We start from the raw sequence: 14500 nt of genomic DNA, 5'->3' as shown, positions 1-14500 counted from the left end.
GCTTTAACTGCTTGTTAATGTGTATCTTGCGGTAATAAAATCGTTTTGCCGTCTGTTTGTTTAATCACGCCAGCCTTCATTAAATGTCCTAATGCACGCTTAAACTGCCCTTTGCTAATCCCAAAATATTGTCGAATCGCTTCTGGTGAACTTTTATCCGTATAGGGTATCTGACCTTCTGGCTGATGCTTCAACACGGCTAAAATCATCTGTGCGTCATCACCAATAGCTTCATAAGCACGGGGACGCAACGATAAATTTAAAATGCCATCTGGTCGAACGCCAATGACACGAGCGTTTAAATGCTGCCCTAAGCGCGGTTCTTGTTCCCGCTCACTGGGATGGATAAAGCCTAAATGGTGTTCTGCTGTAAAAACATAGGTTCCTACCGCTTTAAGCCGGTAAACCGTCACCTGCACGTTAGCGTTTTGCATGTCTGTTGTAGCGGGCTTAGCCATTTTTTCAAATTGCTCATCATCCGCTAAAGTTCCCCATAAACGCCCTTTTTTATCAACTGTTAACCGGATGTACAAGTAATCACCGCGTGCAGGCCATAACGCATTTGAACTGGGCATTTCGTCTAAAGAAACGACAACGTCTTTGTCTGGTAACCCGATATCCACAAAAACTCCCAAATCACGCCGTACTGAAACCACTGGTGCAAAATCATAACGCGCTAACTGAACCCGTGGTATTTTGGTCGTCAACTGTAGTTGATGCTGTTCATTTTCATACGCAAAACCAGTGATGGCATCACTAATTTGGTGCTTTTTCTTCAATTCTGTTTTTTTAATTCGGTAAGTAAATCCATCTTTTTGCGCAAAGTAATCTGTTGCATTCTCATCAGTAATGCTGACAGAGATTTTTTGCCCAATTGCGTGATTCATCGCCATCATTATCTCCTTTGTAAAACCCATTTAATTTAATATGTATAATTATAGCGTTTTAAATACGCTATCAAGTCTGCATCATTTAATTATAGCAAAAGACTGCATGACTTGGATGATCACAAACGTCATTCCTGAAGCAATAACCGGGCCAGCAGCAATTCCTTTGAATAAAACGACCCCCATAATTGTACCAAACACTAAAGCAACGGTAATCTCTGGGCTTTGAGATAATAAGCCTACCCCTTTACTAGATAGTACAGCCACTAAAATGCCACAAGCTACTGCTACAAAACCGACAGGGGATTTAAAAGCATTCAATAAATCTTTAAAGCCAATTTGACCAGTTGCGATGGGAATTAAAATTGCCACCGAAATAATTGTTACGCCCCAATTAATTCCTTTTGCTTGAACTGTGGTGAGTAATTTTTGCGTGTTTGGGATTGCTTTTAAAGCTAAAACCACAATTGACGCGATCACCAATGATTCGTTTTTTCCTAGAAAAGCGACCAATAAAATAATCGCTAAAAATAACCAGCTTTCCATGGAACCTCCTCAAAAATCATCATCATTAACAAGTGCATTAGCGCAACGTTGTTTAGTTTATCATAGCACAAAAAAAGCAGGTGCGACACACCTGCTTGGTCACGCACCTGCTTTTGCTTAATTGTTTTACATTGCGTTAGACGCACCGCGGTAAATAATACCACGCCGAGAATCAACAGTGACAACTTCATCATCATTGATAACGTCAGTCGCGTTAGTTGCACCAACGACAACTGGAATTCCCATTGCAATGCCGACAACTGCTGCATGGCTAGTTAAGCCACCTGCTTCAACAATCAAAGCACTAGATTTTTCAATTGCTGGCAAGTAATCCTTGTCTGTTGTCTTAACAACCAAAACGCCACCTTCGACTGCTTTTTGGTTAGCTTCTTTAGCAGAAGTTGCAATGACAGTCTTGCCGATAACAGTTTGGTCACCAACACCTTGGCCATCAACTAACTTAGAACCAATTAATTGGATCTTCATCACGTTAGTTGTACCACGTTCACCAACTGGTACCCCAGCAGTGATTAAGATTAGATCGCCTTCCTTAGCAAAGCCTAAGTCTTGTGCTTTTTGTGCGGCAACGTTGAACATATCATCAGTTGATGATGGTTTGTCCGCAACAATTGGCTGAACACCCCAGTTAACTGCTAAGCCACGGCGTGTCCGTTCATCAAAGGTGATGGCTAAAATATCAGACTTCGGCCGGTACTTGGAAATCATCCGGGCTGTAAAGCCAGACTCTGTGGCAGCCACAATCGTGCGGATCCCCAAGTTCCGAGCAGTATGTGCAACGGATTGACCGATGGCTTCAGTAACATCGGTTTTGCTGAATTCTTTCAAAGCAAAGGAATCTTGCTTATCCATTGATTTTTCAGCCCGTTTAGCAATTTTAGCCATTGTGGCAACAGATTCAACTGGGTACTTCCCATTTGCACTTTCACCAGAAAGCATGGTTGCATCTGTCCCATCAAAGATTGCATTGGCAACATCCGTTGCTTCAGCACGTGTTGGACGTGGATGTTCTTGCATGGAATCTAACATTTGGGTTGCCGTAATAACTGGCTTGCCTAAAGCATTGCACATTTTGATCAAACGTTTTTGAATCAAAGGTACATTTTCAACTGGAATTTCAACACCCATGTCACCCCGGGCAACCATTAAGCCATCAGAAACCTTTAAGATTTCACTGATGTTATCGATGCCTTCTTGGGATTCGATCTTAGGGAAGATTTGAACATGTTCCATGTGCTTTTCTTCTAATAATTCACGAATATCTAAAACGTCTTGTGGTTTCCGCACAAAGCTTGCTGCAATAAAGTCGATATCATGGTCTAAGCCAAAACGAATATCTGAGGCATCTTTTTCAGTGATACCAGGTAAATTAATCGCAACACCAGGTGCATTGACCCCTTTACGGGAACCTAAAACACCGTTGTTTTGAACTTTAACCACTAATTCTTTGTTAGCATCATCTTTTTCGGTGATTTTCATGTCGATCAAACCATCGTCAAATAAGACATGGCCGCCAACATGAACGTCATCATAAAGGCCAGGATAAGTAACCGCAATTTTATCTTTGGTACCTTCAATTGAATCATCCATTGAAATCCGAGTAACATCGCCGGTATTAAAGGCAATCTTACCGTCTTTTTCAACAGTGGTCCGAATTTCGGCACCTTTTGTATCTAGCATAAACCCAACCATTTTGCCGGTTTCTTTAGCGGCATCACGGGCGTTTTGCATCCGTTGTGCATGTTCCGGATGATCACCATGTGAAAAATTAAAGCGGAAAATATTTGCGCCAGCTTCAATCAATTTTTTGATCGTTTCTTTATCGTTACTAGCAGGACCAAGGGTACTTACGATCTTGGTTTTCTTCATAGGTAGAATCTCTCCCTTTAATTTTTTATAAAAAAGACTTTTATGTCATTTTTACCGAGTGTAATTAATACGAAATACTATTATTTAAATCGAACAAGGATAGTTCAGCATGGTGCTTAGCATCAAACAAATCTAAAATGTCATGAGAAACAATTTTGTTGTTTTCAATACCGACAGCCAAACCGCCCTTACCTTGTTGTAACAAATCAACTGCATAAGCGCCCATCTGTGACGCAATTACGCGGTCACGGGCAGTTGGTGAGCCACCACGTTGTACGTGGCCTAAAACAGTGACACGGGTATGGAAATCGCCATATTCGCCTAATTCTTTAGCAAATTCATCGGCATGCATCACACCTTCAGCTAAAATAATTAGACTGTGCTTTTTACCACGATTCCGACCAGCTCGAATTTTATCCGCAATTTTGCGCATGCTAAAATCTTTTTCTGGTACAATAACCGCTTCTGCACCGCCAGCAACACCAGACCAAAGGGCAATATCACCTGCACCACGGCCCATTACTTCAATCACAAAGGTCCGCTCATGGCTAGTTGCCGTGTCCCGAATCCGGTCAACAGATTCTAAAACTGTATTAACGGCGGTATCAAAGCCAATTGTAAAATCAGTGTAAGGAATATCATTATCAATGGTTCCCGGTAAGCCGATAGTATTATAACCGTGCTCTGTTAACCGGAGCGCACCATGGTAAGAACCATCGCCACCGATAACAACTAAGGCTTCGATTCCAAATTTATTTAATTGTTCGATACCTTTTAGCTGGCCTTCAACTTGAGCAAATTCTGGATAGCGTGCGGAATATAAGAAGGTCCCCCCGTGTTGAATTTTATCACCAACGGTAGATTCATCCATCCTGAAAATATCGCCGGCAACTAATCCAGCATACCCATAGTTAATTCCGTAAACTTCCAGTCCCTCATGAATAGCTTTTCGTGTGATGGCACGAATGGCCGCATTCATTCCTGGCGCATCGCCACCACTGGTTAAAATCCCAATGCGTTTCATTTCTTCACCTCAGGCATTAATAGTTTGTCAAAGCACAAGCAACTGCACTAAAACCCATGCAATATCATAACACTTTTCTGAAAATATGTCTGCTTTATTCAAAATTTTTCCATTAAAATTTTGCTGTAAACCGATTCCAATTATGGTGCCGGTAAAACTTGCGCTTTAACCACAACATTTTGTTTTCCTAAAACTCGTGTTAACTGTGTCACAACTTGACTAGTTAAGTCAACCCAATAATTTTGGTGCAGTAATATTTTTTGCTTGTTGGCTGGATAATAAAGCAGCACCGGCGTCTTACCTTGATACTGTCGTAAAATCTTTTGAACCGGCGCAGTTTGTGCTGGGGACAACCGCAAAAATAACATTTTTTTGGGCAACTGCTTCTCCAATTCACTGGCAAGTTGAATTTGATCCGCAATTAACTGCACCTCACCCCGACTATCATCCACTTTGCCTTTAATGTAAAGCACTTGTCCCTTTGCCAACCATTGACTAATCTGCCGGTAAATTCTAGGAAATACGGTGACATCAATCTCCCCAGTTTGATCATTAGCCGTTAAAAAGGCCATCTGCTCACCGCGTTTAGTCCGAATCACTTTAATCCGTTTAGTGAACAGCAAAACAGCTTGGCGCTTGTTCACGACTAATTGGTCTTGGGTCACTGTTGGCTTCAACCACTGCAAATTGGCATATTTTTCCACCGGATGCCCGGATAAATAAGCACCTAAATAAGCTTCTTCCTGATCTAATTTCTCGGCTAAACTCAAATCCGGAATCTTCTCATCTTTTAAAGTTAACTCTTCTGCCAGTAATTCATCTTGACCACTAAAATTCGTATTAGCAATCAGTTGCGGAATTCGCTGTAATAATTCACCGCGGTTAGAATTAAATTCATGAAAAGCCGCACTATAAATTAACGGTGTTAAATAAGTCATTTTTAACCATTTTTCATCAATTTGTGCTAACCGTTGTAAAAATTGTTCCAACGACTTAAACCGACCATGTTCATGTCGTTCTTGTAATAATGTCATCACAAATTGACGGCGTAGGCCTTTAATGCACAGTAAGCCAAATAAAATTTTATTCGGTGGTTGTACCACGTAAGTATACTGACTTTGATTAATATTTGGCGCCAAAATTTCCAAATGCCGCCGCTTAGCTTCCGTTAAATAACTTTTGGTTTTAGTGGGATTGCCGATCACTGAATTTAACAATGCGGCAAAGAAAGCTGCTGGATAATGAACTTTCAGGTAGGCTAACTGAAAAGCAATCATACTGTAGGCAACGGCGTGTGAGCGATTAAAGCCATAATTAGCAAAACGTTCAATGTAGTCATACATCTGTTTTGCAACACTAACCGGATAGCCGCGCTTTTGGGCGCCGCGAATAAATTCATCCCGCCGTGCATCGATAACAGCTTTTTTCTTTTTACTCATCGCACGACGCAAGCTGTCCGCTTCGCCTAAACTAAAACCACCCATAGCCGCGGCCACCTGCATGACTTGCTCTTGATAAATTAAGATACCATAAGTCGGTGCTAAAATTGCGGCGATGCGCTGGTCTGGATAAGTAGGCTCCTTTTGTGCGTGCTTACGCTGAATAAACGTCGCAATGTTTGCCATTGGTCCCGGCCGGTAAAGGGCATTAACCGCCACAATGTCTTCAAAGCTAGTCGGACCAAGCTCACGTAAAACGTTTTTGATCCCCGCAGATTCAAATTGAAAAACACCGTCTGTATCCCCTTGCTGAAATAATTTAATGGTTGCGGCATCATCTAATGGCACCTTAGCGATGGGAAGTGTGTGCCCAGTTTGCAATTTAATCTGCTTTAAGGCATTGGCTAGTATGGTTAGATTGCGTAAGCCTAAAAAGTCCATCTTTAAAAGACCTAGCGCTTCCACATTTCCCATCGGGAATTGTGTCAGTAAAATGCCTTCACTACCAGTTTGTAAAGGCACATAGTCTGTCAAGTCTTGGTCACTGAGAACAATCCCAGCGGCATGGGTGGAATAATGCCGTGGCAAGCCTTCTAACTTACAAGCCGTCGCAAACAATAACTGATTACGCGGACTATCACTAACTAGATTACGTAAACGTAACGATTGCTGATAAGCACTATGCAAATCGATATGCAGTAAACTAGGAACTGCTTTTGACCAATCTGCTAATTCAAATTGGCTTAACCCTAAAACCCGACCAACATCACGTAAAGCCTGTTTAGCCGCCAAAGTTCCAAAAGTGATAATCTGAGCCATATGAAAGTGGCCATATTTTTGATGAACATATTGTAATAATTGCTCCCGCTTATTGTCAGGAATATCCAAATCAATGTCAGGCATATTGTGCCGCTGTGGATTAAGAAAGCGTTCAAACAACAAGTTATATTTTAGCGGATCAACTTCAGTAATGGCTAAGGCATAAGCAACTAACGCACCAGCGGCAGAGCCACGGCCGGGACCGGTTAAAATATTGACCCGGTGCGCATACTGCATCACATCCCAAATAATTAGAAAATAATCATCAAACCCCATTTGCTGGATCACACCGAGCTCATAATCTAATCGTTTTTGGTAAGCCGGCGGAATTTGTTGATCTTTAAAGCGACGGCTTAAACCACGCACTGCCACTTCACGTAAATAAATATGACTAGGTTGCCCAGTCGGTACGGGAAATTTAGGCAACAGTGAATGATGAAGCTTAATTTGTAAGTGATCAGCTTGGGCAAATTCAACGGTTGCCGCTGCTGCTGCTGCCAAACCATGTTCACGATAGCGCGCAGCAATTGTTGCAGCTTGAGCCAGATAATGGGTACCTTTAGGTGCTTCTTGCGGCACAGATAGTGTCGTTCCCGCTTTAATGTGTTGCAAAACAGTGACGCTAAAAACGTCTGCTGGATCTAAATAACACACATCTTCTAACGCAATCAAAGGTAATTGGCTTTGTTGGCTAACTCGTTTTAAAGCCGCAACATACGGTTGTCCTTCAGGTTGCAAGCTCACTCCTAAATAGAGCTTAAGTGGCTTTAGCGCTTGTAATTGTTGCAAATAAGGTTGCGTTTGTGCAAAATCAGCTTGAGCAAGTTCAGGTAATTCTGCCGCATAGGCCGGTGTAATAACTGCTAGTTTTGCAATATAAGGTTGTAACTTGCTCAATGGCACCGGTTCTTTCGCTGTCATTAAACAAGTAGACAATTTTAATAAAGCCCGGTAACCCGGCTGGTTCAATGCATAAACTAATAGTGGAGCCGTTTGCTCTGTTGCTAAAATACTTGCTGGTTCAATGGTCAATCCAATAATGGGTTGAATACCCGCAGCTTGGCAAGTATTATAAAAATCAATACTGGCTGACAATGATTGTATATCAGTCAAAGCTAAGGCTTGATAGCCGCGTGCTTTAGCAGCTTTAACTAAATCGACGATTGTTAGCGAACTTTCAAGTAAACTATACGCACTTTTTACTTGTAATTGTACAAAAGTCAATTCGCCACGTCCCTTCTTCATTACTTTTTATTATACCAAACCTAGGCGGCCTTCTCCTAGTGGATTGCCAGAAAACCCACAAAGTTAAACTTCCCACTTTCACTTATATGCGAAATATGCTAAAATCATCATAGCAAAAGGAGGTGGCGGCATGAAAAACGTAATCGTCATTATTTGGGCGTTAATTTTAGGCCAGTTATTAGGCTACATTGGTGGTGCCGTAACTTCACTATCTTACAGTGTTCTTACTATGGCAATCATTTCGGTTATTTTTGGCGTCATTGTTTGTGTTCTGCCACATGTAATGAAAGTAGGAACAACATCTAGTCATTAAACAGGCTTAGAAAAAGCAGGCTGCTTGAAGCAGCCTGCTTTTTTTATTAGTCAAATAAATTAGCATTATTCAGTTTGCGTGGCAGTGGCAGGTTGGTTTTCAAATACCAACTGATCATTCAGTAGATTAATGTTAATGGTCGTATGCGGTTTTACCCGACCAGCAATTATTTCCTTTGCTAATGGTGTTTCAACTTGTTGCGTGATAAAACGTCGTAACGGCCGTGCACCATACGCCGGATCATAACCTTTTTTCGCTAGCCATTGTTTAGCAGAATCAGAAATGGTCAATTTGATTTCCTGGTCTGTTAAACGTTGCCCTAATTGATTTAACAATTTTACAACAATACTTTGCATATTAGCCAAACTCAAAGGTGTAAACATGATGATATCATCAATTCGGTTTAAAAATTCTGGTCGGAACTGAGTTTGAATTAATTGTTGAACTTTCTGTTGAGTTGCTGCCGCAATTTTACCTTGCTGATCCACTCCGTGAAGTAAAATCTCGGACCCCAAGTTAGATGTCATGATAATGATGGTATTCTTAAAATCAACCGTTCTTCCTTGACCATCTGTTAACCGGCCATCATCAAGTACTTGCAACAATAAATTAAAGACATCGCGGTGCGCCTTTTCAACTTCATCCAGTAAAACAATGGAATACGGATTACGCCGCACAGCCTCCGTTAATTGGCCACCTTCTTCATAACCAACATACCCGGGCGCGGCACCGACTAGTCGGGAAACCGACGCTTTTTCCATATATTCACTCATATCAATCCGGACCATGTGTGATTCTGAATCAAATAAATTTTCAGCCAAAGCCTTAGCCAACTCTGTTTTTCCAACACCAGTTGGTCCTAAAAATAGAAATGATCCTAGCGGCCGATTAGGGTCTTGTAAGCCTGCCCGTGAACGCAAAACAGCATCTGTTACTGCTTGGACAGCCTGATCTTGGCCGATTACGCGTTGATGCAAGTGATCAGCTAAATGCAATAACTTTTGGCGTTCTCCTTGTACAAGTTTAGCAACTGGAATGCCAGTTTGCCGACTAATCACCGCCGCAATGCCGTCAGCTGTGACTGATTCCTGGACTAACCAATCTTCTGGACGGTCCTTTTTTTCTAAAGAATTTAATTGCTTTTCTAATTCTGGAATCGTTCCGTGTTGTAATCGGGCTGCAGTTTCCAAATCATATTTACCTTGGGCATCTTGTAACTGACGTTTAGCTTGATCAATTTCAGTTTTTTTCTGATTAACCGCGTTAATGTCGGCTTTTTCGGCTTCCCACTGCATTTTTAATTGATTTGCTTTTTCACGCAGATCACTTAATTGGGATTGTAATCTAACTAGCCGTTTTTTAGAAGCTGGATCACTTTCTTTCTTCAATGCCGCTTCTTCAATTTCCATCTGCATTAATCGCCGCGTCACTTGATCTAACTCAGTTGGCTGCGAGTTCATTTCAACATTAATATCAGCACTTGCTTCATCAATTAAATCAATCGCTTTATCCGGTAAAAAATGATCCGTAATGTAGCGATCTGACAATGTTGCTGCAGCAATTAATGCACTATCATGAATCCGCACACCATGATAAATTTCAAAACGTTCTTTTAAGCCACGCAAAATTGTAATGGTATCAGCAACAGTCGGCTCTTGAATCATAATACGCTGGAAGCGCCGTTCTAATGCTTTATCTTTTTCCATGTACTGACGGTATTCATCTAAAGTAGTCGCCCCGATTAAATGTAATTCACCTCTGGCTAACATTGGTTTCAATAAATTACCGGCATCCATGCTGCCTTCCGTTTTCCCAGCGCCCACAATGTTATGGATTTCATCAATAAATAAAATAATTTGGCCATTACTTTTTTTAATGGCTTTTAGAACGCCCTTTAAACGTTCTTCAAACTCACCACGGTATTTAGCACCGGCAATTAAGGCCCCCATATCTAAACTAAAAATGGTTTTATCCTTTAGATTATCTGGCACGTCTTTATTGACAATCCGTTGGGCTAAGCCTTCAACGATCGCCGTTTTCCCAACACCTGGTTCACCTAGTAACACCGGATTATTTTTTGTTTTCCGCGACAAAACCCGAATGACATTCCGAATTTCTTCGTCACGACCAATTATTGGATCTTGATCCCCTTTACGAACTGCCTTGACTAAATCAATCCCATATTTTTTCAATGCCTGGTATTGTGCTTCTTGATTTTTAGAAGTAACCCGTTCGCCAGCGCGCATTTCTGTAATCACTGCTTTTAATTTTGCTTTTGTTATACCAGCCTTAGTTAAAAATTGGGTTAGGGGATGATAAGTCAACGTCATTAAGGCTAATAAAAGACTTTCAGTTGCAATGTAATCATCGTTAAAACTAACCCGGACTTTGTCAGCTGCTTGTAATAATTGATAAAGATTTTGACTCAGCGACTGGCCATACTGAACATTGCCACCCACCACTGGCATCTGATCCAGTAATTGATCGATTTGTTTTTCAAATTTTGCAACGTCTAAACCCGCTTTAGTGTAAATTTGCCGGGCCAATTGATCTGGTTGCACTAAAAATTTAAATAAATGCGGAATATCGATTTCTTGTTGTTTCCGCGTTGCTGCAATTTGTTGGGCTTCAGCAAGTGCATCTTGCACCGCTTGGGTTAATTGATCTGGTTTCAAATAAGTCCCTCCTGCTTTCAGAACGGTAAATTCAATTTAATTTTTTAATCTTAATGAACTGGAGAATAAAAATCACCAACGAAATTCATCGCTTTGCTTTATTTCAGTTAATAAAGGCAAATTAATGACAAAGCGATCACGGTGACTTTCAATGGTTAAATTATACCAACCGGACAATCTGCCCGCAAATATTTTGACCAACTTTGACCAATTACTTCCTAAATAAACGGTAAATAAAAACAGCGAACAACCCAAAGCGGCTGTTTCGCTGTCAATTATAAGGATTAAAAACTGTTAGGCGGTTAAGCTTTACCGTTTAAGCGGCTGATTTCAAGAATGACATCAACTGCTTTAGCCATAACTTGCTGTGAAATAAATTCATACCGACCGTGCATATTTTCTGGACCAGCAAATAGGTTTGGTGTTGGCAAGCCCATGAAGGAAATTTTCGAACCATCAGTGCCACCCCGGACAGGATCAATCAATGGCTTGATGTTCAGATTTTCTAATGCTTTTTTCGCTAATTCTACACTGGACATATCTTTTTCTAAAACGTCACGCATATTGTAATATTGATCGTGAATTTCAACATTGACACGCTTTTGATCAAACTGTTGGTTCAGTTTAGCTGCTACTGCCTTAGCCTTTTCTTTACGTGCTTCCAGACCATCACGCTCAAAATCACGCAGTAAATAAAGCATTTCAGCTGCTTCTACTGTTCCGTTTAATTGATAGAGGTGGAAGAAGCCATCCAGGCCATCCGTTTTCTCCGGTACTTCATCCTGAGGCAAGCCATTTTGAAAATCTACAGCCAATTGTAAAGCGTTGATCATTGTATCCTTAGCCGTACCCGTATGCACATTTTTACCTTGAATAGTAACTTTCATGGCAGCCGCATTGAACGTTTCATATTCCAATTGCCCTTCAGCGCCACCATCCACAGTATACGCAAAATCTGCGTTAAAATCTTTCACACTGAAATGATCAGCACCAGTCCCAATTTCTTCATCAGGACCAAAGCCAACTCGAATTTCACCATGTTTGACTTCGGGATGCTGTACTAAGTATTCCATTGCTGTCATGATTTCCGCAACTCCGGATTTATCATCTGCTCCTAATAAGGTACTGCCATCAGTAGTAATCAAAGTATGACCAGCATAATTACTCAAGAAAGGAAAATCAGTAGTGTTTAAGGTATAATTGCCTGCTTCATCTAATTTAATGGTTGAATGCCCATCATAATCATGAACAATCTGTGGCTTAATATTTTCTGAATTAAAATCAGCCGTATCAAAATGGCCTAAAAAGCCGACAACTGGCACTTGATGATCTAAATTACTAGGTACAGTTCCGATTACATAACCACTGTCTTTTAAATAACGCACATCTTGTAACCCGATATCTTTCATTTCTTGAGCCAGATTATGCGCAAACTTAACTAAATCAGGTGTTGAAGGAACGGTGGTTGAGTTAGGATCAGAGCGAGTATTGACTTTAACATAACGCAAAAAACGGGGAACTAAAGTATCATATGCCATTTAACTTACCTCCAATTAAGAATTAAACCTGCCGGAAACGATAATGAAAAGGTATTCCTAAATTAATTTTACCTAAAATAGGGGTAAAAAGCTAGTCGCATTCCTAAAATAGCCTGTTTTTAACTAATAAAAGTAAACGGATCGGTATTTAATTCTGATGGCATGAAAGTAATATTGGTCCAACCAGCTGCTTTGGCCCATTTTTCAAATAGGGGTACTGCTTTTTCTTTAACAATGCTTTCAATGTGATGACCAGGATCGACAACAGACAACCCAGCCGCCAGCATATCATGAGCAGTGTGGTAATAAACATCCCCGGTAACGAAAACATCTGCTTGTTGCTGCAGTACTTGCGGATAAAATTTACCACCATCTCCGCCAATAACAGCAACTCGTTTCACGATTTGCTGCGGATGGTGACTAATTAAGCGTAAGCCAGTTACGTTAAACGCTTTGCGGGTGAATTGCGCAAATTCCTGAACAGTCATTTTCTGCTGCGGCTCACCGATCCGGCCTAAGCCGAATTGTTCCCCTTTCGCGTTTTCCAAAGTAAACAAATCGTAAGCTGGCTCTTGGTAAGGGTGTGTCTGAAACATTGCTGTCAAAACTTGACTGGTTAAATTATCGGGAAAAATAACTTCAATTTTTGTTTCTGCAACTTGGCTAGGTTGATTATTTTTACCAATAAACGGCTGAGCTGTTGCATCCGGAGTGAATCGTCCAGTACCAGCAGAACTGAAACTAGCAGCAGAATAAGCACCTAAACGACCAGCACCAGCTGCTGCCAAAGCATGACGCATGGCTGCTGCATTAGCGGCAGGCACATAAGTCACCAATTTTTTTAATTGCCGTTGATAACTTGGTTGTAGCAAATGAACTTGTTTTAACGCTAATCGTTGCGCTAACCAATCGTTCATCCCCCCATTAGCGTTATCCAAATTAGTATGTGCTGAATATACCGCGATGTGATGCCGAAGTAACTGTGCGTACATGGCATTTTGCGGATTGTCAGTCACTAAATTTTTAGCAGGATGAAAAACAACTGGATGGTGTGCAAAAATAAAATCTACTTTTTTAGCAATAGCTTCTTGAACCACCTCAGGGCGTACATCTAACGTTACCAGTACCCGGTGAATCGGTTGCTGCGTATTGCCAATTTGCATCCCAGTGGGATCTCCTTTTTCCGCTAAATATCGCGGTGCAAATTGTTCAAACCGCTGAATAAACTCTTGTACTTTAACCATGAAGTACCTCCTTAATTTGCTGATTTTCTACCTGTAAAGCGTGGATTTTTTGCTGGGGTGGCTGCTGCGCCCGGGCCAAATTAGCCAGTATCCGACGATTAGTCACTAAACGGTGATGCCATTTAGCAACAAAGGCAGGTGCCTGTGCTTGCAATAAAAAAGGCCCAAATTTCAATTGTGCTGTCGAATAAACGACTGGCTTGTTCTGGCGTCTAGATTGAATTACTTCGTAAGTGTGGCCTCCTTCCCGCAAAATTTGCTCACCAGTAATCAAGAAGTGATGCTGCATCAACCATTGGCGAACTGCCATTTCTTCCACGTTGGGCTCCAAAATTAAATGCTCGATGGACTTTAAAATCGCTGGTTGCTGGGCTAAAATATGACAAATTAGCAATCCACCCATGCCAGCAATTACGACTGTATCAATTTGATCAGCAGGGTGAATCGCCGCTAAACCATCTGCCAAGCGGACCTGAATCTGTTCGCTTAAACCAGCCTGAGTGACTGCTGCTTGTGAGCGCAAAAATGGTCCCTGAATTACTTCACCAGCAATTGCAGATTGTATCTTTCCGGTTGCCACCAAATGAACCGGCAACAAAGCGTGATCGGAGCCGATATCTGCAATGCGCGCATTAGGCGGGACAAATGCTGCCACTGCTGCTAATCTCTTTGTTAAATGACTGTTATTCACAAATTTCAATCCTTTGTTAAATTCAACTTATACGTTTATTGTACCAAAAAAGGTACTGACAGCGACAATTTCGATTTAAAATTCTCACCGGTTAAATGTTTCAAAATTTAACTAACAAAAAAGCTGTGGCAAATTTTGGGCTCTTCGTCAACTGTTGTTGGTGAATTAATTATAAAAGTTCTAATCACTTTG

Annotated in this window: 10 protein-coding genes; 1 reads left to right on the top strand and 9 read right to left on the bottom strand. The window is 41.2% G+C overall.

What is annotated here, in order from left to right; all coding sequences use genetic code 11:
- Positions 1–14 precede the first annotated feature (14 nt).
- The 5 genes from FC24_RS03505 to dnaE form a co-directional block, all read right to left on the bottom strand.
- Positions 15–893 carry a CvfB family protein gene (locus FC24_RS03505; protein WP_057873492.1) on the bottom strand — a complete coding sequence of 293 codons (879 nt, stop codon included), beginning with the start codon at positions 891–893 and terminating at the stop codon, positions 15–17.
- A gap of 75 nt (positions 894–968) precedes the next feature.
- The gene (locus tag FC24_RS03500) at positions 969–1433 is read right to left on the bottom strand and encodes a DUF441 domain-containing protein (RefSeq protein ID WP_057873491.1); all 465 of its coding nucleotides are present in this window, start codon (positions 1431–1433) and stop codon (positions 969–971) included.
- A gap of 126 nt (positions 1434–1559) precedes the next feature.
- Positions 1560–3320: a pyruvate kinase gene (gene pyk, locus FC24_RS03495; protein ID WP_057873490.1), complete on the bottom strand. Its 1761-nt coding sequence runs from the start codon at positions 3318–3320 to the stop codon at positions 1560–1562.
- Positions 3321–3384: 64 nt separating this feature from the next.
- The gene (pfkA, locus tag FC24_RS03490; RefSeq protein WP_057873489.1) at positions 3385–4344 is read right to left on the bottom strand and encodes a 6-phosphofructokinase; all 960 of its coding nucleotides are present in this window, start codon (positions 4342–4344) and stop codon (positions 3385–3387) included.
- 140 nt (positions 4345–4484) lie between these two features.
- Positions 4485–7826: a DNA polymerase III subunit alpha gene (gene dnaE, locus FC24_RS03485; protein ID WP_057873534.1), complete on the bottom strand. Its 3342-nt coding sequence runs from the start codon at positions 7824–7826 to the stop codon at positions 4485–4487.
- Positions 7827–7977: 151 nt separating this feature from the next.
- On the opposite strand from dnaE, the gene FC24_RS03480 reads away from it, so the two are divergent.
- Positions 7978–8160 (top strand): DUF2929 family protein, encoded by a 183-nt coding sequence (locus FC24_RS03480; RefSeq protein WP_057873488.1) that lies wholly within the window; start codon positions 7978–7980, stop codon positions 8158–8160.
- A 65-nt stretch (positions 8161–8225) separates the two neighbouring features.
- Here the strand turns inward: FC24_RS03480 and clpB are convergent, their stop codons facing one another.
- The 4 genes from clpB to FC24_RS03460 all read right to left on the bottom strand — a co-directional run bounded on the left by clpB (position 8226) and on the right by FC24_RS03460 (position 14308).
- Positions 8226–10835 (bottom strand): ATP-dependent chaperone ClpB, encoded by a 2610-nt coding sequence (gene clpB, locus FC24_RS03475; protein WP_057873487.1) that lies wholly within the window; start codon positions 10833–10835, stop codon positions 8226–8228.
- 302 nt (positions 10836–11137) lie between these two features.
- Positions 11138–12373 (bottom strand): peptidase T, encoded by a 1236-nt coding sequence (gene pepT, locus FC24_RS03470; protein ID WP_057873486.1) that lies wholly within the window; start codon positions 12371–12373, stop codon positions 11138–11140.
- Positions 12374–12492: 119 nt separating this feature from the next.
- Positions 12493–13617: a Nif3-like dinuclear metal center hexameric protein gene (locus FC24_RS03465; protein WP_057873485.1), complete on the bottom strand. Its 1125-nt coding sequence runs from the start codon at positions 13615–13617 to the stop codon at positions 12493–12495.
- A complete protein-coding gene (locus FC24_RS03460) occupies positions 13610–14308 on the bottom strand; it encodes a tRNA (adenine(22)-N(1))-methyltransferase (RefSeq protein WP_057873484.1) in 699 nt (232 codons plus the stop codon). Before FC24_RS03460 ends, FC24_RS03465 begins: the two co-directional genes overlap by 8 nt.
- Positions 14309–14500 lie beyond the last annotated feature (192 nt).

Source organism: Loigolactobacillus rennini DSM 20253, from assembly GCF_001436505.1.
GTDB lineage: Bacteria > Bacillota > Bacilli > Lactobacillales > Lactobacillaceae > Loigolactobacillus > Loigolactobacillus rennini.
This window is presented reverse-complemented; position numbering and strand designations above follow the sequence as displayed.